The following is a 23,893-nucleotide window of genomic DNA, read 5'->3' as shown; positions in this document are numbered from 1 at the left end:
ATCTGTTAGAAGAAAACAGAGTTGCAATTACCCGGTTAACAGATACAAAAATGCCAGCTATCAAGCTGGCATTTTTTATGAATTCTAACGAACTCTTTAACGACTATCCGACCGTTATTTACGATCGTTTTACTGATTGATTACAGTAGGTGAATAGTTGCGTTTAGAGAGAAAACGCCAGAGTCATCATCTTTCATTTTGAAGTTTTGGTAGCTAGCGCCTACAGATAGTGGACCGAAGATGAAGTATTCAGCGCCTACAGCGTACATGATATCAACGTCGTCTTGCTTGAAGTTATCGCCTTTCACTTCGTATGAGTGAAGACCACCCTTCGCGTATACGTGAAGAGGACCGAAGTCGATGCTTGGTTTGATCGCTAGGTAAGCAGTGCTTACGTCAACACCTTGTTTAGCACGGTTGCCGTAGCTAACGTTGTCGAAAGAACCTAGATCCCAGTAACCCGCTTCAACACCGATTAGTGGAAGGATACCTGTACCTACGTGGATGCCCACCGCGTTTTCATCTTCACCAGCGAATGAGTTTTGACCACCCATTACACCGCCGTACAACCAAGAATCAGCCATTGCTGTTGAAGATGCACCTAGTAGTGCTAGTGCCAATAACGTTTTTTTCATATTCGACCTTTTTCGTCCTAGTGGCAGGCCTTGAGTGGTAATAAATTGCCACCAAGTCGCCCTGTATGTAATAACTATTCAATTAGTAATGCAATAAGCAAGATTTATACCCAAACCTTGCCATTGCGTCTAGCTTTATTCCTTTAGCAAGCATCAATCGCGTTTTTAACACGCTTATCTGATACTGGGTAAGGCGTACCGAGCTGCTGTGCGAAGAAGCTTACACGAAGCTCTTCTATCATCCAACGCACCTCTTTTACATTTTCTGGAACCGCGATCCCTTTTGGAATTTTATTCAGCAGTTCTTTGTAATCATTCATTACTGACTCAACTTTGATCATGTGAAGACGATCTTTGTTCGGGTCAATTGGCAGTTTTTCCATGCGGCGTTCAATCGCTCTCATATAGCGTAGAATATCCGGCAAGCGTTTCCACCCACATTCTGTGGCAAAACCCTTAAAAATCAAACCTTCTACTTGAGCTTTTATGTCAGAAAGTGCGAATGCCATAGAAAGATCCACGCGTCCTTTCAGCTTTTTACTGATGCTGAATGCCGTGGTTAGGATGGTTTCAACCTGTTGAGCAATCTCTACTACGGTATCACCCAGCTCTGCACGTACGTGTTCTTTCAGAGCTTCAAACTGCTCTGGTTCCCAAACCAAACCGCCCTTCTCTTCAATCAGCTTATCAATACCACAAGCGATACAGTCATCGATAAGATCGAGTACCTGTCCGTATGGGTTGAAGTACAAGCCAAGTTTCGATTTGTTCGGCAGGTTCGAGTGCAAGTATTTGATCGGTGATGGCACGTTCAACAAGATTAAACGACGCTGACCCGATTTCATTGCCGAGATTTGCTCTTGCTCGGTTTCGAACAGTTTGATCTCTACGCTGTCTTTGGTATCCACCAGCGCAGGGAAGGCTTTAACATCGTAGCCACCACGTTTCTGTTGGTAGACTTTTGGTAATTCACCAAAGCTCCACGTGTGCAGGTTCTGCTGCTCGATATCGTCGTCTGCCACTTTAGAAAGCGTTTCTTGAACCTTGTCTTTCAGGCTCTCTTTCAACTCATGCAGATCTTTCTGTTCTTTCAGCTTACGCTTGCGATGATCTACAGCGCGGAATGTTACCTTTAAGTGCTCAGGGATCTGGTCTAACTTCCAGTCATCACGTACCACTTCCACACCCGTCATGCGGCGTAGCTCTTTCTCAAGAGAATCCAGTAACGGTGCTTCAAGCGGTGTCACACGTGCCAAGAATGCATCGGCATAGTTTGGCGCAGGTACAAAGTTACGGCGTAGCGTTTTAGGTAACGACTTAATCAAGCTAATTACTAGCTCTTGACGTAGACCCGGGATCTGCCAATCAAAACCGTTCTGGTCGATCTGGTTCAAGATAGGCAGCGGAATGTGTACCGTTACACCATCGTTATCGTCGCCCGGCTCAAATTGGTAACTCAGCTTGAGCTTGATACCGTTTTGGTGCCAGAAGTTCGGGTAATCCAGATCGGTAACGTGGCTAGCATCACCGCGGAACAGCATCGATTTTTCAAAGTTAAGCAGCTCAGGGGTTTTCTGACTGGTCTTCTTCCACCATGTATCAAAGTGACGGCCAGAAACCGCCTCTTCACCAACACGCTGGTCATAGAAATCGAACAGTTCATCATCGTCGATCAAGATGTCACGACGACGCGATTTATGCTCAAGCTCTTCCACTTCTTGCAGGAGCTTGCGGTTCTGTTTGAAGAACGTATGTTTGGTTTCCCACTCACCTTCAACCAATGCACTGCGTACAAACAATTCACGGCTGACAGTGGCATCAATCGCACCGTAGTTAACTAAGCGTTTTGGAATGATTGGGATTCCGTAAAGCATCACTTTTTCGTGTGCCATTACTGCCGCTTGCTTCTTCGACCAATGTGGTTCGCTGTAACTACGTTTAATCAGGTGTTTCGCTAGCGGTTCAATCCATTCCGGTTGAATCTTCGCGATAACGCGCCCCCAAAGTTTTGAGGTTTCTACCAGCTCCGCAGACATGATCCACTTAGGCTGTTTCTTAAATAAGCCAGACGCAGGGAAGATATGGAAGCGTGCATTACGTGCACCTTGATACTCATTCTTCTCTTGGTCTTTCATACCGATGTGCGAAAGCAGACCTGATAGCAGTGACATGTGAATGCCATCGTAGCTGCCCGGTTCTGTATTCAACTTAGTATCCAGTTCACGCATTGCTTGGTGAATTTGGAAGTACACATCTTGCCATTCACGGATACGTAAATAGTTGAGGTAATCTTGCTTACACTGTTTGCGGAACTGGTTACTCGACAATGCTTTTTGCTGCTGCTTGATGTAATCCCATAAGTTCACAAACGTGATGAAGTCAGACTCTTTATCGAAGAAACGCTTGTGCTTGTCATCAGACGATTGTTGCTTATCTGATGGACGCTCACGCGGATCTTGAATCGACAACGCAGACGCGATCACCATCACTTCGTGTAGGCATCGGTTACGTGGCGCTTCAATTACCATACGCGCTAAACGTGGATCGATAGGCAGTTTTGCCAGCTTACGACCAATCGCGGTTAGCTTCTTCTTGTCGTCGCCGTGGTTCTTGTTTTTGTTCGCTGACGGTTCAACGGTGGCGATCGCACCAAGCTCTTCAAGCAGCCTTACACCGTCTTGAATGTTGCGCTTATCGGGCGCTTCAACAAATGGGAACGCTTGAATGTCGCCTAGACCAAGCGCTGTCATCTGAAGAATTACAGACGCTAGGTTAGTACGAAGGATTTCTGGGTCAGTAAACTCTGGGCGTGATTCGAAATCTTCCTCTGAGTACAGACGAATACAGATACCTTCCGCAACACGACCACAACGACCTTTACGCTGGTTAGCACTCGCTTGAGATACTGGTTCAATCGGTAGGCGTTGTACTTTAGTTCGGTAGCTGTAGCGGCTAATACGCGCCGTACCCGGGTCGATAACATACTTGATGCCCGGAACGGTTAACGAGGTTTCTGCCACGTTGGTTGCCAGAACGATGCGTCGACCAGTATGAGACTGGAAGATACGGTTCTGCTCACCCGCCGATAGACGCGCGTAAAGCGGGACAATTTCGGTATCACGAAGGTTGCGTTTACTTAATGCATCTGCGGTATCACGAATTTCTCGCTCACCGTTCATGAAGATCAAGATATCGCCAAGGCCTTCATCACACAGCTCATCAACGGCTTCAAAGATGCCTTCGATTTGGTCGCGGTCTGAATCACTTTCATCACCACCTAATGGGCGGTAACGCGTATCAACTGGGTAAGTACGACCAGACACTTCAATGATCGGTGCATTGTTAAAGTGCTTAGAGAAACGCTCTGGATCGATGGTTGCCGACGTGATGATCACTTTCAGATCAGGACGCTTTGGCAGTAACTCTTTCAGGTAACCCATGATGAAATCGATGTTCAGGCTACGTTCGTGCGCTTCATCGATAATGATGGTGTCGTACTGATTTAAGAAACGGTCGTGTTGAATCTCCGCCAGTAGAATACCGTCGGTCATCAGTTTGATTTGGGTATTGTCAGAAATTTGGTCGTTGAATCGAACCTTATAACCAACGAACTCACCCAGCTGTGTTTCCATCTCTTCAGCAATACGGTTCGCAACCGAACGCGCCGCAAGACGACGGGGCTGAGTGTGACCAATTAAGCCAAAGCGGCCGCGGCCAAGCTCAGAACAGATTTTTGGTAGCTGAGTGGTTTTACCCGAACCCGTTTCACCCGCCACGATAACCACTTGGTTTTCAGCGATGGCTTTCGCGATGTCTTCGCGCTTTTGGCTAACCGGTAGAATTTCTGGGTATTCAATCGTTGGTTTCTGTGCCGCACGCTGAGTTGCCGTCATCATCGACTTAGCAATGTCTAACGCAATCTCATCAAAGACAGCGTGCTTAGCTTGTTCGTTCTTAATTTTACTCGCACCAGCAATTCGCTTATTCAAACGGAAGCGATCGCGCATCATACATTCGTTGAGCGCTTTACGAAGAGAGGCTGGGCTATTCTGAGATGATTTGTTGTTTTTCGCTGATTGTTCAGCAGATTTTTTCGATGCAGCTTGGTTTGGTTTCGCTTTGCTCTGTGAAGAACTTGGCTGTGCTGCATTCTTGTTGTTATCTGCTTTTTCCGGAGACGAAGTCAAAGCGTGTCCTATTCTTGTACTTATTAAACTCGCGCGATTATATCACAAGTCTCAAACAAAAAAGCCTGACAGCAAAGGGAAAACCTTTAGCTATCAGGCTGATTAATCTCGCTAACACTCGCAGGAGCTATGAAAGCGCGGTCAAATGTAATTCGTACTTAGTCAACTCTGGTTTAAAGCTAACGTTAAAAACTGCGCTTAAAACTCATATTGGAAGTAGACCGTGTTGTAGTTACTGCCGCCTTTGATACGACCATACTGAGAGGATTTTTCAAAGATCGCAGAACGATGATGCAATGAATAACCGAACCATAAGTTGTTCAAGTCATTCTTACCAATCAAGTCGCCAACGTTGACATCGAATGAGAAGTCTAAGTAGTTCAATAGATGGCTTGCGGTGTAACCTTTACGGTCCATCTCAGAGCCTTCGATATAGGTAATCGAATCGATGTAAGACATACCTTCTGCCACACCAACACGCCACTGAGTTGGCCAATCAAAGGTGTAGTAAGCCTTGATTGCGATAATGTATTCGGTGCTGCTCGATTGAACGTCTGAACTCCAGTGGTGCGCAATACCTGGGGTTAAATAGATATCCAGTGGCAAACCGAAGATCTCATCGGTTAACGGGTGTCCATAGAAGAACGAGGTCAACTGGTTGTTGTATTCGTCTTTCTCTCGATTGAACTTCATGATGTCGCCAATATTGGATGGCGTTCCCCAGCCGTGTGCGACACGTAAGTACGGCGCATTGCTCAGTTTAGGTTTTGGCGCTTTCTCTTTGTCGTTAAAGAAACCAAAGCCAAGGTACAATTCCCCCTGATAACGGTCTTCAACAATCGAAGAATCGTAAGCATTATCGTCCAATCGAGTCACACTGGTTGAACCCAATAAGTACAAGTTAGAAACCACATGGTAACGCGTTTCAACACCAACATTTAAGTCAACACCAGCACCAATGGTTTCATTAGATGCGGAGTAATACTCACTGTTGAAATCAGCACTTTTATAACGCAGCGTCGCGCTCGGGTAAAACTCCCAATCTCCAGTTTCATACTTGGCTTTAGCTCGTAAGTTACCGTGGAAGTTGTATTCACTGTCGCTCATTAACTCCGTCTCGACAGACCAAGAATCATCAAGTAGGTAGGTCAGTTGAGCACCAAAGTCCGCCGTATCGCCTTCAATCGCGTTCTGCTCAGATGCAGGAATATCAATAAAGCGCATGCGAGAGATAGCATTGAAAGACCACTTCTCATCGTCAGTTTGATAGAGGTATGCCCCCATCTCAGTACCGTCAATAAACACATAATCGTTCTTGAAAAACAGCATCGGTACGAATGAGCTAACCGATTGGTCGCCACCAGACGTGTCATAAGGGATGCTTGCTGTACGGAACATTGCAGCGATGCCCCACTCTTGCTCTTCAGCGGCCCACGCATTAGCACTTACGAAAATGCCACTTAGGAAAGCGCTACCTAGTAAAACCAATCCAGATGAAGGAAGAGTCGGTAAATATTTGAGCTTCATTCTTGTGTAATTACTCTTTGAAAAAAATATTGTTTTACTGATTAGACATTTATTAACCATGACGGCTAACTATTTTTAGGTTTGCTCGGCATTGACCGTTACAATGTAGAATATTCTCGGTTAAATGAAAGTATTGTGAAAGTCTCCGAATTACAAAACATTATAGATCACTTACCCAAAGATTCCGATCCAGATATTGTTATGGGTGAGGCGTGGTTGCCTGAGCGTTTGGTGGATACCAACCTAGACGGTGACATGCTATTTCTTGAATTCGATAATGCCCCTGAAGACAATCAAGGGGATGAAGAAGGCCGTGGCTTTGTTGAGCACGAGATTGCTATGATTCGAGAAAAGCTCGAACTGTTATTAGACGAGCCTTCCGATACCAAGACCAAAGCCGATGCCCTATTGGCAATATTTCTAATGGGCCATGAACTTTCTAGCTCAGAAGTTATCGAAGTTCTTGAATCAACAGAATCTGAAACGACAGAGCCTGAGATTGCAGAGCATAATCAACAGAATCTGACTCAGTAGAATTTGAAGCATCAACGCTTGGAACCACAAAGCCAGACACGAACAAGCTCGAAACAAAAGAACACCACGACGACTAGCCACCAACGATTTTAGGTACCGTATTGAAACCCTCTACGACATCATCTCTTCCCCTGTTACTCGCCGGACCCATTTTAAGAAAAACCACCGCGACTGAAGTAGTACTTTGGTTAGCCACCAGCTCGCCTCTTACAGGCAGAGCCGAGCTTCATACTCAAGAAATAGACGATTCTGAAGCAGCACAAGACCAGCCGTTTTATACCTCATCGCTTGAAGAACATGATTCGATTCAAATCGGTACACATGCGTGGATAACGCTAATTCGCTTACAAGGTGAGTTTCCGACTAATACGCTGCTTGAATATGACATTCACACAGAGTCAGGTTCACTAAAAGAGCTCGCCCCTCACCTTGTTTACAACGGTAAATCTCGCGTTGAGTTTAAGATATCGACCTCAGCTGATTACATTCTTCATGGCTCTTGCCGCAACCCGCATCATCCAAGCAAAGACAGCCTAGTTGCAGCCGATAACAAGATGGCCGATCAAACCGTCGCTGAAAGACCCGACATGCTGATGATGAGCGGCGATCAGATCTACGCCGACCATGTGGCAGGCCCAACACTTGATGCTATTCAACAAGTGATTCACCTGCTTGGCCTTGTAGGCGAAAGCTTACCGACTGACTCGCAAATTAAACAAATCAACAACAGTGACGCTCTGTATAACAGTGAATACCACTTATACCAGCGTCATCACTATTTGCCGCACCACACAGCTTCAGAATCCATGCTCGATAAGTTATTCCCGAACCGTGGCGTGCCGATTTTTAGCTCTACCGATTGTGAAAACCACTTGGTCACGCTGTCTGAGTTTATCGCGATGTACTTATTGGTTTGGTCTCCGACACTGTGGCTATGCGTCAATCGAGAGCGTTTAATTGAGAATAACTTCACTCAAGGTGGACGCCAATTAACACCGACTGAGCAGCAACAATGGCGTGATGAAAGCGCCATCATGGATGATTTCATTGCTGGCTTACCGCAAGTGCAACGTCTGTTCGCGCATATTCCAACGTACATGATCTTCGATGATCACGATGTGACGGATGATTGGAACCTTACCGTGGGTTGGGAGCATGCCGTCGACCAAAACCAGTTCGCGACCCAAGTCATTGGTAACGGCCTTGCGGCTTACTGGATGTGTCAAGGTTGGGGTAACAAACCGGAGAGCTTCGATGAAACGTTTATCGAGCAAGCAAAACAGCTTTTTGTCGCTCAACCGCTCATTACTAAACAACCGCGCATTAGTAAACAAACTCATAATGAAGCCGGCAATGCAGCGACTACTCACTCTATTGGCAACATCGAGCCAGACAAGCATCAAGCCTTTATTGAGATGCTGAGTCGCTTTGAAGAGTGGCATTACACAATAGATACCTCACCCAAAGTCATTGTGTTGGATACTCGTACGCGTCGTTGGCGTTCAGAGTCACGCATGAACAAGCCTTCAGGTTTAATGGACTGGGAAGCCTTGATTGAGTTTCAACATCAGTTAATGAATCAAGATAAAGTGGTGATCGTTTCTGCTGCACCGATGTTTGGCGTGAAGTTTATTGAAACACTGCAAAAGATGGCGACCACAATCGGCAAGCCATTAGTGATTGACGCTGAAAACTGGATGGCACATCCGGGCAGTGCTAATACGCTGATTAGCATCTTTACCCATACCAAAACACCGACCAACTTCGTGGTACTTTCTGGCGATGTTCACTACTCCTTCGCTTATGACATCAAGCTTAGGTATCGTCGCAACAGCCCGAACATCTATCAAATCACCTGCAGTGGTATTAAAAATCAGTTCCCTGCTCCGCTGCTTAAATTCTGCGATGTATGGGACCGCCTGTTATACAGCCCTCGCTCAGTTTTGAACTACTTCACTAAGCGTAAACGCTTGAAGATCGAAAAGCGAAGCCCTGACAATCAGACCTTCTATCGCCTTTCAAACCGCAGTGCGATTGGAGAATTGAGGCTAGACACTGATGGGAAACCGCAATCGATCACGACACTCAGTGGCGACGGTAAAATTACCCGTTTCCCAGAGCCCGATTGATAAAATGCTCCTTATCGCTCGCGTATCCGTAATGTCAGTTTTTAGTAAAGACGCTTGCGATCACACTCTGTAGACCCAATAGTTATGCTTATGGTTATAGTTGATAGCTATCAGCGTTACGGAACTCGATACAAATTTTAACTGGAGCTCGTTATGTTCAATTCTCTCACATCAATGTTTAAACAATTGATTGAAGGCCAGGACCTAAGCAAAAACCAAGGCACATCACCTAATATCGCCATCGCGAGTTTGTTGTGTGAAGTCGCGGGTGCCGACCATCAGATCAATGAATCAGAAAGAGTCGCTAAGCTACAGCTTCTGCAGCGTTTGCTGGATTTAGATGAAGAACAAGCAAAGGTACTGCTCGCGCAAGCAGAGCCGAAAGTAGAGCAATCAGTATCGCTGTATGACTTTACATCGCAACTCAGAGACCTATCTCAGCCAGTGCGAATCGACTTAATCAAAGCGATGTGGGAAGTAGCGCATGCCGACGGGGAAATTGACCCTATCGAAGATTCTGTGATCCGTAAAACAGCGGAGCTGCTCTACGTTGACCACAGTGACTTTATCAAGAGTAAGTTAAGTGTTTTAGGCGAAAATTAGTGCCTGAAATAATGAATTGGAAACTGAAATAAATAAAAGCGACGGGTTAAGAAACCGGTCGCTTTTTTGAATCGGTAAACTGAAAGCTGACTAAACAGGGCTGAGAGGAGCTAAAAATTTAGCTACAACATAGTTAATGTGAGTTTCGCAAGATTATAAGCATCGACATAACCCGAGTGCTGACGACCTTCCCACTCAATATTTTTGGCTTCTTGAGCAGCGCGGTGACCAATGCGTTTGTCTTTCAAGCGATTCTGAACACGGTAAAGCGTTGCGATGTTTAAGAACTCGCTAAACGGAGGCTCGATGCCTTTTTCAATACACTCTTTGTGTAAGATAAGGTCGTCACGTCCCCACGCTGCGTAGATTTTTTTGGGACCACCAAAGTTCTTAATCATCGACTTGATGACAGACTCTAATGGGCGACCCTGCTTTTCGATTTTACGAGGTGTAATGCCCGTTAACTCGGCACAGAATAGAGAGACTTCGTCTTTCTCTGGCTTAACGTAGTATTGTGCTCGCTTCACGATAGTACCGGATGCTAGATCAATCTCAGCAAGACCAACTTCAATGATCTCTCCTGTTGTTCCCACACCGTCTTCGCTCCAACAGCACATTTCCAAATCGAAACACACAACTCGATTGTGATTCATACGTCGCCTAATTCTCTCGTCAAAAATTTTGTGAAATTGTACATGAGCCCAATACAGAACTCGACCCTAGTTGTATCAAGTGCTCATTTAGCCTGCAATTGTCACTCGATTTCGGCCATTCGACTTACTTTGATAGAGCATACTGTCTGTTTTTTGCAGAATCTCTTCCGTGTTTTCATTAGCGTAAATAGCAGCACCAATACTCAAAGTACAACTGAGCTGTCGACCTTTGTGCTCACAATGAGACTGGCTCACTGTTCTTAGAATACATTGTAAGTATCGTTCTAGGGCTTCATGGTTTGTAATACTAGAAATGATACAGAACTCATCTCCACCTATACGAAACAGGTTATCCCCCTCTTTCAAGCTCACTGAAATCAATTTAATTACATGAATGAGTAAAGCATCCCCTGCAGGGTGACCGAATTGGTCGTTAATGCCTTTGAACTTGTCGACATCAAATCCGATGAGACTAAAGGGTTCATTTCGCTGTATCGCTTTATCTAACATCTTATTGAAAGCACGTCGGTTATAAACCTCGGTCAGGCTGTCGTGGTTGGCTAGAAAACGAAGCTCTTCTGTTCTTTTATCAAGCATTTGATACAAGCGCTCTTTCTCTCGGATTTGCATATTAACGATATACGCCAACAGCAATGAGATAGTTGTTCCGACTAACGCGATTCCGGTTAATACCAGATAACCATAGAAAGAGATGCATGAATCTATTTTGTAATCGACCTTCCAATCTCGATTGGTCAGTGAGATTGTTTTGGTAATGTGGTGCCCAGATACCGCTTCATAACCCTCGGTTTCAAACAATATTGGGGAGTCTTCTGCTTCGAAACCCGTATCGGTAACACGAATATAGACATCCATGTCTCCCACTGCCGAAGCCAGTAGATTTTCAAAGTAGTAAGTCGTTCGAACCACACCAATCACAACGCCAAGTAGATTATCGCTTTCGCCTTCAAACACAGGGTGATAAACCAACATGCCAGTCTTTGGTGTATTTTGATCTAAGCCGTCTTGAAGCAAGCGAACTTTGTCTGAAATATTCGCTTTACGTGTCTGTTTAATATTATCTAAAACCAGCTTGAAGCGCTCACGAGAAAAATAAAAGCCAAGTACATTGTCGTTTGCTTGTGTGTTGGGATACAGGTCACTAGCAATGAACGCCGGCTCACCATCTAAGATGTAACCAAAGACTTTGGCTTCGTGTTTTGGAATAGTGAACAGCTCGCAAGACGGGTATTTTTCTTTCATCTTAGCGGTATGCTCGGCAATCTCGTCTGCTGCCACTTTTTGCATCCACTGCAAGCCAATTAGACTTTTTGAAACATTAATCGTTTGTTGTGCAAAACGATCAAACTTATCCCAGTTTTCAGGATCATTTGCGTAGAAAAAATTAGCACCAGAACCAATGTAAGCCACGTCATTAGCTATAAACGCTTCCAAACTCAGTGTCTGGTGAGTAGCAAAGCTATCCAAATTCATATTTAACGCGCGGTTTTGGTTTAACGCGACTAATATAAAACACAACACAGTAATCAAAAAACTGACCAAAAATACGACCAATGGGAGAGTTCGTCTCTTCAACCCTGTAAGTGGGTCGGTAGTTTGCGGCATGTGGCTTCCAAATAGTCTCTAATGAGTTAAAAGTATATAACGGAAGGGAATCATGCTCCATTTCTGTTTAGTCTTAAAACTGACATAAAACGGGCATTGTTTACCTTGCCCTCACATCGACGACCAATATTCGACCGAATCTCGACTAAATTTCAAGCTAACACACCAAAAACCCACTTGATTAAAAACATTAAATACCACTCTTAAGCCTTGAATATGCTAGTATCCATCCATATTTATAGCTTGAAAGTGACCGTTTCGGCTTAGTGCCAATGAGTTTCTTTCCAACCTGTATATTCCTTTGAACCGACGAATATACCGTTAAATCAATTTTAAAGAGAAATCACTATGATCGTTGATTTGAACCTAATCCCACAAACGTTTGATATGCTTCACGCAGGCCTAACTGCATCAAGCGTTTTACTACTGTTAATTGCCGTTTCTCGTAAAACCAAAGTGGTTGAGAAAGTCGTAGAAAAACCAGTAGAAAAGATCGTTGAAGTTGAAAAGCCAGTTGAGAAAATTGTCGAAGTAGAGAAAGTTGTTGAAGTTGAACGTGTGATCGAAAAAGTAGTAGAAGTTGAATCTAAGCTGGCAACAGCACCAACAGATTCTGCAATGCAACTACTGTCTATCATGCAGCAAGAAGCTCGTTTAATTGACTTCCTAAAAGAAGACCTAACGTCATTCTCTGATGAAGAAGTTGGCGCAGCAGCTCGTGTTATTCACACTGGCGGTCAAAAAGTATTAGCCGATTACGTAACGCTGTCTCACATCCGCACTGAAGATGAAGAAACACGTATCACTATTGCTGAAGGTTTCAACCCTCAAGAAATTCGCCTAACTGGCAACGTAACGGGTAACGCACCATTCAACGGCACATTGGTTCACAAAGGTTGGAAAGCAACTAACATGAACCTGCCTAAGCTTGCTGAAAACTACGATGCATCTGTAATTGCACCGGCAGAGGTGGAGCTATAATGGAACACCAAAACCATTCTTCATCGCAAGAGCATTCACAAGAACATCAGGCGCCTAAGTTCAGTGTTGGTATCGATTTAGGTACAACACACTGCGTTTTGTCTTACATCGACACAAGCAATGAAGACGCTCGCGTTGAGGTGATGCAAATCCCTCAACTTACGGCTCCTGGTACGGTAGAAACTCGCAGCCAACTAGGCTCGTTTCTATACCAACCGCACGAACACGAAATGAACTCAGGTTCTCGCGTTCTACCTTGGTCATCTGAGCCAAAAGCACTGGTTGGTGCTATTGCTCGTAACCTTGGTTCGAAGACCCCTATTCGCTTGGTCGCTAGCGCGAAATCTTGGTTATGCCACAGTGGTGTAAACCGTCGCGACGCATTTCTTCCTGCAGGCAGCCCTGAAGAAGTTGAAAAAGTATCGCCACTTAAGACCACTGAACTGTACCTTGAGCACCTTAAAGATGCTTGGAATCACGCGAATCCAGAACACAAACTGGCAGACCAAGATGTAACGATTACCGTCCCTGCTTCGTTTGACCCTGCGGCTCGTGACCTAACGGCAGAAGCTGCACGTAATGTGGGCTTCACTCACCTGACTCTTCTAGAAGAACCACAAGCCGCACTTTATAGTTGGATTGATAACAGCAACGACACATGGCGTGATGAAGTAGACGTTGGTGACATCGTGCTTGTTGTCGATATCGGTGGTGGCACAACTGACCTTTCTTTAGTTGAAGTAACACAAGACGATGGCAATCTAAGCCTGAACCGTATCGCAGTAGGTGAACATATCCTACTTGGCGGCGACAACATGGACTTAGCTCTAGCGTATCGTCTGAAGATGAAACTGGCTCAAGAAGGCAAAGAACTGGCTCCTTGGCAGGTTCAAGCAATGACTCACGCATGTCGTGATGCGAAAGAAGCACTGCTTAACGATGCTGAACTGCAATCTGTTCCTATCGTTGTTCCAAGCCGTGGTTCTAAACTGCTTGGCGCAACACTGAAAACAGAACTGACTCAGCAAGAAGTTCAACAAACATTAGTGGACGGCTTCTTCCCTAAAGTTGCTGTAACTGAGCACCCTGTACAAAAGACGCGTGGCGCACTGACTCAAATGGGTCTGCCTTACGCTCAAGACGCAGGTATTACTCGTCACATTGCCGCATTCCTTTCTAAGCAAGCGAACGCGCTTTCTGGAAATAGCGAAACGGCTCAGCAAGATTTCAACCCGTTTGCAAACATGCCCGGTATGCCCGGTACGCAAGGGTCAGAAGCGCCAGCGGCAGACTTCATCAAGCCAACAGCAATCCTGTTCAATGGTGGTGTTCTAAAATCGAACCTACTTGCTGATCGTCTTTCAGATACGATCAACGAATGGTTGATCAATGCTGACGAAGAGTTCGCAAAACAGCTTTCAGGTTTAGATTTAGACCTAGCGGTTGCAAGTGGCGCTTCATACTACGGCGCAGTTCGTCGTGGCCAAGGCGTTCGTATCCGCGGTGGTATCGCTTCTTCTTACTACGTAGGAATTGAAAGCGCGATGCCAGCTATCCCAGGTATGGCTCCTCCGATGGAAGCTTTGTGTGTTGCACCATTTGGTATGGAAGAAGGTTCAAGCGTACAAGTACCTAGCCAAGAATTCGGTCTAGTGATTGGTCAGCCAGTACACTTCCAGTTCTTCGGTTCAACCATTCGTCGTGAAGATGAAGCGGGTACGCACCTTGATCACTGGGCGCCTGAAGAGCTTGATGAGCTTCCTGAAATCCAAGTGACATTGCCGGTTTCTGAAGGCCGTCGCGAAGGTGAAGTGGTTCCAGTGACTTTGGCTTCTCGCGTTACTGAGCTAGGCACCTTACACCTAGAAGCGATTGCTACTGACAACGGTCAGAAGTGGCACGTTGAGTTCGATGTTCGTGAAGACTCGAATAACGACTCAAACGAACAAGCATAATGAATCAACGGCACCTTAGCGGGTGCCGTTACTTTATCAATGCATTTCTCAATCTAGTCCTGCCTGTTTCTCAGGAATGACGTTTACGAATAACAACAATAAGACCAAAGCTATCAAAAAACTGGTCATCACTCTGGAAGAATAAGGTTTTGTATGGCAACTCCTCGTTTTTTAGTCGGCATTGACTTAGGTACAACCAATACGGTTGTCGCTTACTGTGAAATCAACGACGACCTACAACATGCTCCCGTTTCTCTTTTCGATATTGACCAACTCATCGGCCCCGGTGAAGTGGTTCGCAAGCCCCTACTTCCATCCTTTCGTTACCACCCAGCACAAGGTCAAATCTCCCCTTCTGACCTGACGATGCCGTGGGAACCAAGCCCCGTTGAAGGCGATATTAAGAACGTTATCGTCGGTGAATGGGCTCGTGAATTAGGCGCTAAGGTTGAAGGCCGCCAAGTATCGAGTGCTAAGAGTTGGCTATCACACCAAGCGGTTGATCGTAACTCCGACATTCTGCCTTGGGCTGGCGCAGCTGATGTCGATAAAGTCTCGCCAGTTGTGGCGAGTGCAAGCTACCTCAACCACATTCGCCAAGCATGGAACTACCGTAACCCGAGCAACAAGCTGGAAGACCAAGATGTTGTGGTTACCGTTCCTGCTTCCTTCGATGAGACAGCACGTAAGCTAACACTCGAAGCCGCAGAACTGGCGGGCTTAGGTAAGATTCTATTACTCGAAGAGCCGCAAGCCGTTTGTTATGACTGGTATGCCCGTCACCAACAAACCGCAGCAGATGAACTTCAACAAATCCCACTGATTCTAGTGTGTGATGTTGGAGGTGGTACCACCGATTTAAGCTTAATTGAAGCCAAATTCGATGCGAACAGCGACGGTAATAACGAGCTCGCACTCGACCGTATTGGTGTTGGTGAACACTTGATGCTCGGTGGTGACAACCTCGATTTAGCGCTTGCTCACCTCGCTGAGCAACGCTTCAATCAAAACAAAAAGCTCAATGCCTCTAGCCTAACCAAACTGATTCAACAGACTCGCGCCGCAAAAGAGAGCCTGCTTTCTGCCAATGCGCCCGATGATGTAAAGATCACCATGCTGGGCAGCGGTTCAAAACTGCTTGGCGGTACTAAGAGTATTGGTTTAACTAAACAAGAAGTCCATCAAATCGCATTGGAAGGTTTCTTCCCGCTTTCTGAGTTTACTGAAACACCCGACAAACGCCGCAGTGCTGTGGTTGAGTTTGGTCTGCCTTACGTGGCTGACCCTGCGGTGAGTAAGCACGTTGCAGAATTCCTAGCAACGCACCAACAAGTGTCTAAAGCCGCATTGGAAAACTCAGACTCTATTGAGTTCGATGACACCAAACCTGCAATTCCAGTTGGCGTGCTGCTCAATGGTGGTGTGTTTAACAGTGAACTGGTAACAGAGCGAATTACTCAGCTACTGGGCAACTGGAACGGTTCTCCTATCACAGTGCTTGATAACCCTCATCCAGATTGGTCTGTTGCCCTTGGCGCGGTTGCCTTTGGTAAAGCACGCCGCGGTGCACAGCTGAAAATCGGTGGCGGTGCTGCCCGTTCTTACTTCTTGCATCTGCAAGAGAAAAACAAGATGGGTAAAGCGCTTTGTCTGCTTGCCAAAGGAACCGAAGAAGGCCAAGAGATACGCTTGAACAGCCGTCGTTTCTCGCTGACTTTAGGTGAGCCAGTACGATTTAATCTTCTGACTTCAACACACGATCAAATTGCTCATGACACCGCCATTCAAAACGGTGTGATGGTCAATGTGGATGCCGACTTGTTCTCCCCTCTCCCACCGTATATTTCTACGCTGGAAGGCTCAGGTACTGCAGAACTTCAAGCCAACCAAAAAGAGCGTGTTGAAGTACTGCTCGCTTGTCAGTTAACCGAAGTCGGCACATTGAAAATGGAGTGTGTGAGTATAGAAGATGACTCTAAGCGTTGGTTGCTTGAGTTTGAAGTAAGAAACAAGCAAGGCGATGAATCTGATACCTCCGCGCTTCACCCAAGATTGGAAGAGTGTAAGGAGTTGATTTCTCGCCTGTACAGCGGCAACAAGAAGAGTGCTGAATCGAAAGAGATCAAAACACTATCGAAAGATCTTGAGAAGCGACTAGGTAAACGCGATGAATGGGACTTCACGACCCTTCGTCATCTATTTGATACCTTCTCATTAGGTCGTAAACGTCGTCGCCGCTCAGAAGCACACGAGAAGAACTGGCTACGTTTGGCGGGATACTCGCTACGTCCTGGCTTTGGCGATCCGACTGACTCATGGCGTATCGAACAGATTTGGGGCCTTTACCAACAGAACATTCAGTTCAAGAACCACCAAGGCTGGACAGACTGGTGGGTATTCTGGCGTCGTGTCGCTGGTGGGCTAAACCAAGAGCAGCAAGAGAGTATCTTGGCTGACATCGCTAAATACCTTCACCCAGGTGCAATGAAGAACCCTAAGACAGCCAAAGATGCGCAAGATAATGGTTATGAAGCCATGGTCCGTTTAGCGGCGTCACTTGAGCAACTTGAGGTTGAAGACAAAGTGCTGCTGGCAAGTTGGTTCTTAAGCAAAGCGATCAACCATAACCAATTTGAACAAGCGCACTGGTGGGCTCTGGGTCGATTGGCTTCAAGAACACCTTTGTATGGTAGCCAACACAGCGTGATTCCTAGAGAACAAGCTGAACAGTGGTTGCCGAAACTACTTGAGCAGAACTGGCAGAAAGAGCAGATGATCGCCTTTGCAGCGGTGATGATTTGTCGAAAAACCGGTGACCGTCAGTTTGATATCTCTGACGACTATCGCAATCAAGTTATTGAGAAGCTTAAGCAAAGCAAGGTACCTGACTCATGGTTAACACTAGTGAGTGAAGTGACTGAGCTTTCTGAGAGTGAATCTAAGCGTGTGTTTGGTGATGCGTTACCAAGCGGATTAAGCCTAATCAATAACTAGGTTTGAAAACGATTAGCTTTCGTTGCTAATGGTAAAGAAGCTAGCAAGAAAAGAAAAAGCCACTTTCGATTCGTTGAAAGTGGCTTTTTTATTGGTGGCTTAAGGCTGGTATGTGTAATCGACTTATAGCTTTTTGGTTAAGAGCCTTAGCCGTGTTGCAGTTCATCATTGTTAATGTTTGGTTCCAGTTGGGTTGATAGGAAAATCCGTATTTTCATAAATGTCAGATAGTTTTTTCGGTTTATTCTCTTTTGCTCCTTTGTTCGATTGATTATGAGTTTCGCTTAAAAGCCATTCCTCATGCATTTTTGCTGAATCCAAAAACTCTGGATCCTCCATTGCTTCCTTGCGAAGTTTATTTACACGTTCGAGAGTATCCCAAATCATAATACTTCACCTCCACTAAGGCAGTAATATAAAGATAGCTCAACCCCATGAAACTTCAACTAACCCAATGAGATAGCGATCTCAATTTCGTAATTCACTCGCTTTAAATGAGTGGATATGGTCACCTTTAGTTGGGCTCAAATAGTGGGTCTTTCCCCTTGATCTTCGAAGATCATTAGGCACAAAAAAAAGCGAGCTCGATGCTCGCTTCTTGTTTTTCTATCTGTTGATCGAAACACCAACACTCACTCGATTAAATCACACCGAGATTAAGCACGGTTACCGATTTTCACCTTGCCATTGGTAGCAAACCAAAGGGCTTCTGAACGACGACGACCGATTAAAATCGGGCCATCATCGTAGAACAAAAAGTTCTTCCAATGCTTCTTGAAAATCGCCCATTTGGTTTCAAGAACATTGTACTTTTCATAACAAAAATAAACAGTTACGTCATCTTGCCAATCAATAAAGTTAAGAATCTCTTCTGGCATTTCAGGCTCATCCGCTTCCCAATGCGCCATCCAGCTGATCTCTTCATTCCAGTTCGATGCTTTGCTTGGCCAGTCTTGCGAGCTCAGTCGTTCTGCGTCTGGGCTTTGAGGGCTCACGTTCTCTTTCCAGAACTGAGAAGCTCTCGCCTGTGTCATTGGCTTAATCTTTTCCAAGTCCTCTGCCGGCAGCGGCATTGACTGGTGTGTGAAAATCCATTTTCTTTGGTATTCGTCCAAAGTTGTGTATGACATCAAAATTCCTCAAATATCTTCTCAGGCTGATGGATTTACCATGCCTATCTGTTCTTTTTGATGCAGTGACGGTTTCATTTTATCTATGTCGTCACTGCCTCTAAATCTGTATTTACGCTTAATTGGTACTTACGCCTAATGACTATTGATCTCTATACAGCGCGTCTATCTTCCCAGTTTGGGTTAACTAATGCCGTCAGTATATGGTCTTCCCATTTACCGTTAATCTGTAGGTAGTCTTTAGCAAAACCTTCTCGGACAAAACCAAGATGTTCTAATACACCAGCACTGCGTTCGTTGTGAGGCATGTAGCCCGCCATTAAGCGGTGCATGTTCTGCACATCAAACATGTAGTCTTTGGCCATGCTCAAACCTCTGCGCATGTAACCATGGCCTTGTGCACTTTGCGCCAATGAGTAACCGACATTACAAGCGTAGAACGGGAAACGCGACAAATTACTGAACGATATGGTGCCTAACATTTCATTAGAGTCAGCGTTAATCAGTAAACAGTAATAGCCTAGCCCCATTTTATGAAGCTCGTTTAACTTAATCAGTCGCTGCGCCCAACTCGCTCTATCAAAGAACGCATCTTCGCGTATCGGCTCCCAAGGTTTCAGGTGCTCTCTGTTAAACTGAAAGTACTCGCTGATCATGCCAGCGTCATCGATTTCAGCCGTGCGTAAAATCAGATTACCATCATGCTTATAAATGCGCTCTGGTGTACTCAAATCTTCCATAATCTTGTTCTTATTCGATCAGTTCTTTCTGATACCGTAATCACGAAGCTTATTCGCAATTGAGGTATGAGATACATTCAAACGTTTTGCTAGCTTACGGCTTGATGGGAAAGACTGATAAAGCTTCTCTAGAATCTGAGATTCATAGTCTTTCATGATTTCATCGAGCGAACCATCTAAGCTCAGGTTCGCCATTCCTGCCGTCAATGTTTCAAGCTGTGGCAAGTGGAATTGCTCAACCGTTAGCGTGTCTGAATCCAACTCTGTTAGTGCGCGTAGAACCATGTTGTCTAACTGACGAATGTTGCCTGGCCATTGGTAATTGCCAAGCTGGTCGACTAACTCTTGAGTCAATTTTGGTTTTAACATACCTAACTGCTGCGCGTACTTTGCAACGAACAGTTCCAATAGCGGTGCTACGTCGTTTGAGCGTTCACGCAATGCAGGGATAGACAGAGTCAGTACATTCAAGCGGTAAAACAAATCTTCACGGAACGAACCCGAGTCGGCTAATTCAGAAAGACGGTGGCGCGTTGATGCAATAATACGAACATCAGCGTGCATCTCTTCTTCTTCACCAACACGACGGAATGAACCATCTTGTAGGAAACGCAGCAATTTGATTTGTAGATGCGGGCTCATCTCGCCAATTTCATCTAAAAATACGGTACCGCCATTCGCTTGTTCGAAAATACCTTTATGACCTTGCTCATGGTTGAATGAACCCGGCGCATGACCAAACAATTCCGTTTCCGCTACGTCATCAGGCATCGATGCACAGCTTAGAATCAAGAATGGGAAAGACGATCGATTTGAACGGTTATGACACGCTTTTGCCAACATCTCTTTGCCTGTCCCTGTATCGCCTTCAATTAATAGAGGCTGATCCAGCATAGCCAATTTCTTAGCTTGGCTGATCAAGGCTTTATGGCGATTAGAGACACCAACAAAGTGTTCGAAACCTAGGTTGTTCTGTTCTGGGATTGAATCTGGCGAGTTCATCTCTTGATTACAAGAGCGAATCGTCATTACTGCGCTTGCCAGTACCGCTTCGTTGACATCACCACCAAGGTAAATCGGCAGGATCTCAATAGAGAAATCTAAACCATCTAACACGACAACTTCACGATGGCGCGTTACATCGCCTTCGATCCAGCGAGCAAAGTTAAAGCTAGGAACAAACGTCGCTAGCGGTTCACCGATGACTGCGTCTTCTTGCTTATTAAAAAGGTTCAATGCAGCGTGGTTAGCCATATCGACTGAGCCTTTAAGGTCAATCGCAATAACAGGATCAGGTAGGTTTGCCAGCAGAGCAATCAGCTCTGTGTTATGCCTTTCGCTTGGCATAAATTGGATTTTACGTACATCCTTCACACCTGAAATTCGGCGAATTTCAGCCATAAGTTCACTAAAAGCATCAAAATCGATATCAGGGCAGTTTAGGTAAATAATACCTTTAACATCAATTTCGATTCCTCTTAAATCAATGCTTTTTGAGGCCAAGATATCGAGCAACTCACGTGTTAAGCCGAGTCTGTCTTCACACAATACTTCAAGACGCACAAATAGTCCTATTATAGGTGTCAGGATAAGTTGACAGTAGTGTGGATTAAGCTCTGAGTTCAGTCAAGAAGAAGAGTAAACATATGTTTACTCTTCTTCTCAAACTATTGAGCTTTAAATGCTTTATTTGAGAGTGATACGCTTTATTTCTGAAAGGACGGCTTTGCGGAGGTCTGCCAGTTTTACTTTTCTCTCGTTATGCCAAGGCATAGGTCGAAGCAATGTCATGGCTTTTAGACCCAGTCTTGCAGTAAGAATACCAACACCTAGCCCCTGCCCTGCTCGAGCTGAGACTTTGCCTGCAAGATCCATCGAGACGAGATCCATACTTGCATCAATTGCGAGTTCACTGGCTCCCGCTGCTGCCATGTTGATTAACACCAATTTAAATAGCTTAATCCTAGACCAGTAGCCAAGCTCAATGCCATACACATCAGCAAGCTTGTCGATCATGGTGAAATTTCGCCAAGCCACCAGCAACATATCAGCCGCCGCCAATGGACTCACTGCAACCAAAGCCGCCGATTCGGTCGAAAACTTAGTGACGATTTGAGTCGCTACTTTGTCTTGTTGACTCACGACTAACGCATCGTACATATCCAACACTTCTGCATCACTGTGTGCTGGGTTAATGCTGTTTCGCCACTTATCGTACGAAGGAGACTCAGCGATAATGCCACCTTGCTTGGCGATGTTTTCACAGAACGCTTTGCCCTTGCCGACACTTTGACTTTGGAGTAGCTCTTCACTCTGCTCTTGCACACTAAAGTGATCTTTAAGTGAACGCAGTTTCCACAGCTCTTTGCCTATTGCGCCTAAACCCAATGAAGCAATGGCAGCAATAAAGCCTGCCCAACCTAACGCAAGCCAATCAGCAGTTTGAATTGCGGTAATGACCGATTCAATTGCTTGCCATCCAACTAGGCCAGAAAAAGCGACCAATAAACCCGTTCCAAACCACTTCTTCTTTTTGCTCGGTCGAATCACTTGTTCCAATTGCTGCTCAGCTTCACCATCAAGATCAGCTTTCACTTGCGGTGCGACAGGGACAAATTTCTCTTGCTCTGTGAACAGTTGTTGAGCGCCTAAATCCGGGCCAACGTCACTCTTGTCTTGCTCATCAAAAGAGGTCTTCAACGGTTCATTAAAGACCTGCTTTGTTTTTAATTCACTCATTTTGATTGCCTCAATTACTTCAACTTGTCGCCAATGAGATACTCTAAAACCTTGTCGACTCTTAGATGTTGGCAAGGCTCATCGGAATGTTGCTCCATCGGTCTAAAGCTCGTGAAATCAAACTGGTTGGTTTCCCAATACTGTTTATTAGGCAACTTACGCGGCACCTCTCCCGGATACATGGTTTGAGGGACATTATCCAAAGTCACACCTTGCAACGCCGGAACATTGTCTGAGCCAGACGAGATATAACCCGCGCTGGTCGCTTGAATAGACGCGATACTCATACAACTCATGTCGATGTGTTCAAACGCCGCCTGCTGCCAAGCCGGATGTACCATCTGTTGTAACAGTGACACCAAGTTCGGATGTTGATCCGGTGTCACGTGGTCAGCCTTGGTGGCTGCAAACAAGATCTTGTCGATCTTCGGCGCAAATAAACGTCTTAAGATATTGCTTCGACCGTACTTAAAGCTCTTAAGTAACTGTTCTAACGCGCCACGCATATCCATGAAAGAGTCATAGCCCGCATTAAGTGGCTGTAAGCAATCCACCAACACGATTTGTCTGTCGAACGTCGCGAAGTGATTCTTGTAGAACGCTTTGACGACCTTCTGTTGATACTCTTCATAACGCGCTTTAAGTACCGCATAGTTACTTGTTTTTGAGAACTTACCCTCAGGTGCGATGCACGGGAAGAATTGCAACACAGGCGCGCCTTCAAGCTCACCAGGTAATACGAATCGACCCGGTTGAACCCAATGCAACCCGTTACTTTTACAAGTATGAAGGTACTGAGTGTAGCTATCGGCAATCGCGACCAGTTTCTTTTCGTCCGCTTCTGCTAGCAAATCGATATCACCACGCATGGCGTTCCACTGTTGCGAGTAAGTTTCTCTGTCGCCTTTCAATGCGGCAAACTGAGATTGGCTCCAGGTATCGAAGTCCATATCCAGTAACGGCAAATCAAGCAGCCATTCACCTGGATAATCGACAATATCGAGATAAAGGGTGCTGTTTTTACTCAGTAGCTTTTTCGCGCCCTTCGCAGGCTTATATTTGATTGCTAGACGAATCTCACTGACATCACGCGTTGGCACTGGCCATTCTGGTGGCTGTGCATTCAACGACTCCATCGCTTCATCATAAGAGAAGCGTGGAATCATCATGTTGTGTTGCGGGATACGCTTTGCGCCAATAATTCTTCCATCTCTCGCCGATGCAAGCAGTGGCAAGTTTTTGTGGGTAGACGTATGAAGAAGCTGATTAACCAGCGAAGTAATGAATGCTGTCTTACCCGCACGAGAGAGCCCCGTGACCGCTACTCGAATATGAGAATCCGTTCCTCTGCTTATAAAGTCACTCATTTCTTGAGTTAGGTGTTTCATTAGAACGACTCCGTGATAGTTAGGCTAGCTGGTTATGATAATAGAAAGGCAAGCCTATGTTCTTTCCCCGTT

At 45.4% G+C, this 23,893-nt stretch carries 17 protein-coding genes; 6 read left to right on the top strand and 11 right to left on the bottom strand.

From position 1 onward, the window contains the following. Window positions 1-140 precede the first annotated feature (140 nt). The 3 genes from AB4307_RS14570 to AB4307_RS14560 form a co-directional block, all read right to left on the bottom strand. Window positions 141-635: an outer membrane beta-barrel protein gene (locus AB4307_RS14570; RefSeq protein ID WP_372132208.1), complete on the bottom strand. Its 495-nt coding sequence runs from the start codon at window positions 633-635 to the stop codon at window positions 141-143. Window positions 636-778: 143 nt separating this feature from the next. After that, window positions 779-4,822, bottom strand: a complete 4,044-nt coding sequence (gene hrpA, locus AB4307_RS14565; RefSeq protein WP_372132205.1) for an ATP-dependent RNA helicase HrpA — start codon at window positions 4,820-4,822, stop codon at window positions 779-781. A 198-nt stretch (window positions 4,823-5,020) separates the two neighbouring features. After that, a complete protein-coding gene (locus tag AB4307_RS14560) occupies window positions 5,021-6,349 on the bottom strand; it encodes a MipA/OmpV family protein (protein WP_372132202.1) in 1,329 nt (442 codons plus the stop codon). A gap of 81 nt (window positions 6,350-6,430) precedes the next feature. Between AB4307_RS14560 and AB4307_RS14555 the strand changes: the two genes are divergently transcribed. From AB4307_RS14555 to AB4307_RS14545, 3 genes are all read left to right on the top strand, one after another. Further along, window positions 6,431-6,883 carry a VC1380 family protein gene (locus AB4307_RS14555; RefSeq protein ID WP_102428589.1) on the top strand — a complete coding sequence of 151 codons (453 nt, stop codon included), beginning with the start codon at window positions 6,431-6,433 and terminating at the stop codon, window positions 6,881-6,883. Window positions 6,884-6,984: 101 nt separating this feature from the next. Next, a complete protein-coding gene (locus tag AB4307_RS14550) occupies window positions 6,985-9,012 on the top strand; it encodes a metallophosphoesterase family protein (protein ID WP_372132199.1) in 2,028 nt (675 codons plus the stop codon). A 153-nt stretch (window positions 9,013-9,165) separates the two neighbouring features. Further along, window positions 9,166-9,615, top strand: a complete 450-nt coding sequence (locus AB4307_RS14545) for a tellurite resistance TerB family protein (RefSeq protein WP_102428587.1) — start codon at window positions 9,166-9,168, stop codon at window positions 9,613-9,615. Between the two features lie 122 nt (window positions 9,616-9,737). Here AB4307_RS14545 and AB4307_RS14540 read toward each other — a convergent pair whose 3' ends face one another. Both AB4307_RS14540 and AB4307_RS14535 read right to left on the bottom strand, forming a co-directional pair. After that, window positions 9,738-10,268: a 3'-5' exonuclease gene (locus tag AB4307_RS14540; RefSeq protein WP_017068784.1), complete on the bottom strand. Its 531-nt coding sequence runs from the start codon at window positions 10,266-10,268 to the stop codon at window positions 9,738-9,740. A gap of 87 nt (window positions 10,269-10,355) precedes the next feature. Then, window positions 10,356-11,894: a sensor domain-containing diguanylate cyclase gene (locus AB4307_RS14535; RefSeq protein ID WP_372132196.1), complete on the bottom strand. Its 1,539-nt coding sequence runs from the start codon at window positions 11,892-11,894 to the stop codon at window positions 10,356-10,358. 348 nt (window positions 11,895-12,242) lie between these two features. Here AB4307_RS14535 and AB4307_RS14530 point away from each other — a divergent pair, with 348 nt between their 5' ends. The 3 genes from AB4307_RS14530 to AB4307_RS14520 all read left to right on the top strand — a co-directional run bounded on the left by AB4307_RS14530 (window position 12,243) and on the right by AB4307_RS14520 (window position 17,824). Next, complete coding sequence (locus tag AB4307_RS14530; RefSeq protein WP_102258585.1) at window positions 12,243-12,875, top strand: DUF2760 domain-containing protein; 633 nt, start codon at window positions 12,243-12,245, stop codon at window positions 12,873-12,875. Next, window positions 12,875-14,830 carry an Hsp70 family protein gene (locus AB4307_RS14525; protein WP_372074224.1) on the top strand — a complete coding sequence of 652 codons (1,956 nt, stop codon included), beginning with the start codon at window positions 12,875-12,877 and terminating at the stop codon, window positions 14,828-14,830. The genes AB4307_RS14530 and AB4307_RS14525 overlap by 1 nt, the downstream gene beginning before the upstream one ends. A gap of 153 nt (window positions 14,831-14,983) precedes the next feature. Then, window positions 14,984-17,824 (top strand): Hsp70 family protein, encoded by a 2,841-nt coding sequence (locus tag AB4307_RS14520; RefSeq protein ID WP_017067721.1) that lies wholly within the window; start codon window positions 14,984-14,986, stop codon window positions 17,822-17,824. Window positions 17,825-17,995: 171 nt separating this feature from the next. On the opposite strand, the gene AB4307_RS14515 is transcribed toward AB4307_RS14520, so the two are convergent. From AB4307_RS14515 to AB4307_RS14490, 6 genes are all read right to left on the bottom strand, one after another. Next, window positions 17,996-18,211, bottom strand: coding sequence for a hypothetical protein (locus tag AB4307_RS14515; protein ID WP_017065431.1), 216 nt, complete (start codon window positions 18,209-18,211; stop codon window positions 17,996-17,998). A 269-nt stretch (window positions 18,212-18,480) separates the two neighbouring features. Then, a complete protein-coding gene (locus tag AB4307_RS14510; RefSeq protein ID WP_017060433.1) occupies window positions 18,481-18,954 on the bottom strand; it encodes a DUF2947 domain-containing protein in 474 nt (157 codons plus the stop codon). A 152-nt stretch (window positions 18,955-19,106) separates the two neighbouring features. Then, complete coding sequence (gene rimJ, locus AB4307_RS14505; RefSeq protein ID WP_372132193.1) at window positions 19,107-19,694, bottom strand: ribosomal protein S5-alanine N-acetyltransferase; 588 nt, start codon at window positions 19,692-19,694, stop codon at window positions 19,107-19,109. Between the two features lie 18 nt (window positions 19,695-19,712). Continuing rightward, entirely contained in the window at window positions 19,713-21,257 is a 1,545-nt protein-coding gene (gene tyrR / locus AB4307_RS14500; RefSeq protein ID WP_229647229.1) for a transcriptional regulator TyrR, read from the bottom strand. A 123-nt stretch (window positions 21,258-21,380) separates the two neighbouring features. Then, the gene (locus tag AB4307_RS14495) at window positions 21,381-22,433 is read right to left on the bottom strand and encodes a YcjF family protein (RefSeq protein ID WP_017067719.1); all 1,053 of its coding nucleotides are present in this window, start codon (window positions 22,431-22,433) and stop codon (window positions 21,381-21,383) included. Window positions 22,434-22,447: 14 nt separating this feature from the next. After that, window positions 22,448-23,821, bottom strand: a complete 1,374-nt coding sequence (locus AB4307_RS14490) for a YcjX family GTP-binding protein (RefSeq protein ID WP_017067718.1) — start codon at window positions 23,819-23,821, stop codon at window positions 22,448-22,450. Between the last annotated feature and the right edge of the window lie 72 nt (window positions 23,822-23,893).

The organism is Vibrio sp. 10N.261.52.C2, from assembly GCF_041471425.1.
In the GTDB taxonomy this organism is placed as follows: Bacteria; Pseudomonadota; Gammaproteobacteria; order Enterobacterales; family Vibrionaceae; genus Vibrio; species Vibrio crassostreae_C.
The sequence above is the reverse complement of the archived record's forward strand: the minus strand, read 5'-3'. Positions and strand labels throughout refer to the sequence as shown.

What these genes read in the sequence shown, in the direction of transcription:
- AB4307_RS14570 (WP_372132208.1), bottom strand. Translation starts at nt 635, where the DNA reads ATGAAAAAAACGTTATTGGCACTAGCACTACTAGGTGCATCTTCAACA.
- AB4307_RS14560 (WP_372132202.1), bottom strand. Translation starts at nt 6,349, where the DNA reads ATGAAGCTCAAATATTTACCGACTCTTCCTTCATCTGGATTGGTTTTA.
- AB4307_RS14545 (WP_102428587.1), top strand. Translation starts at nt 9,166, where the DNA reads ATGTTCAATTCTCTCACATCAATGTTTAAACAATTGATTGAAGGCCAG.
- AB4307_RS14540 (WP_017068784.1), bottom strand. Translation starts at nt 10,268, where the DNA reads ATGAATCACAATCGAGTTGTGTGTTTCGATTTGGAAATGTGCTGTTGG.
- AB4307_RS14535 (WP_372132196.1), bottom strand. Translation starts at nt 11,894, where the DNA reads ATGCCGCAAACTACCGACCCACTTACAGGGTTGAAGAGACGAACTCTC.
- AB4307_RS14530 (WP_102258585.1), top strand. Translation starts at nt 12,243, where the DNA reads ATGATCGTTGATTTGAACCTAATCCCACAAACGTTTGATATGCTTCAC.
- AB4307_RS14525 (WP_372074224.1), top strand. Translation starts at nt 12,875, where the DNA reads ATGGAACACCAAAACCATTCTTCATCGCAAGAGCATTCACAAGAACAT.
- AB4307_RS14520 (WP_017067721.1), top strand. Translation starts at nt 14,984, where the DNA reads ATGGCAACTCCTCGTTTTTTAGTCGGCATTGACTTAGGTACAACCAAT.
- AB4307_RS14515 (WP_017065431.1), bottom strand. Translation starts at nt 18,211, where the DNA reads ATGATTTGGGATACTCTCGAACGTGTAAATAAACTTCGCAAGGAAGCA.
- AB4307_RS14510 (WP_017060433.1), bottom strand. Translation starts at nt 18,954, where the DNA reads ATGTCATACACAACTTTGGACGAATACCAAAGAAAATGGATTTTCACA.
- rimJ (WP_372132193.1), bottom strand. Translation starts at nt 19,694, where the DNA reads ATGGAAGATTTGAGTACACCAGAGCGCATTTATAAGCATGATGGTAAT.
- AB4307_RS14495 (WP_017067719.1), bottom strand. Translation starts at nt 22,433, where the DNA reads ATGAGTGAATTAAAAACAAAGCAGGTCTTTAATGAACCGTTGAAGACC.
- AB4307_RS14490 (WP_017067718.1), bottom strand. Translation starts at nt 23,821, where the DNA reads ATGAAACACCTAACTCAAGAAATGAGTGACTTTATAAGCAGAGGAACG.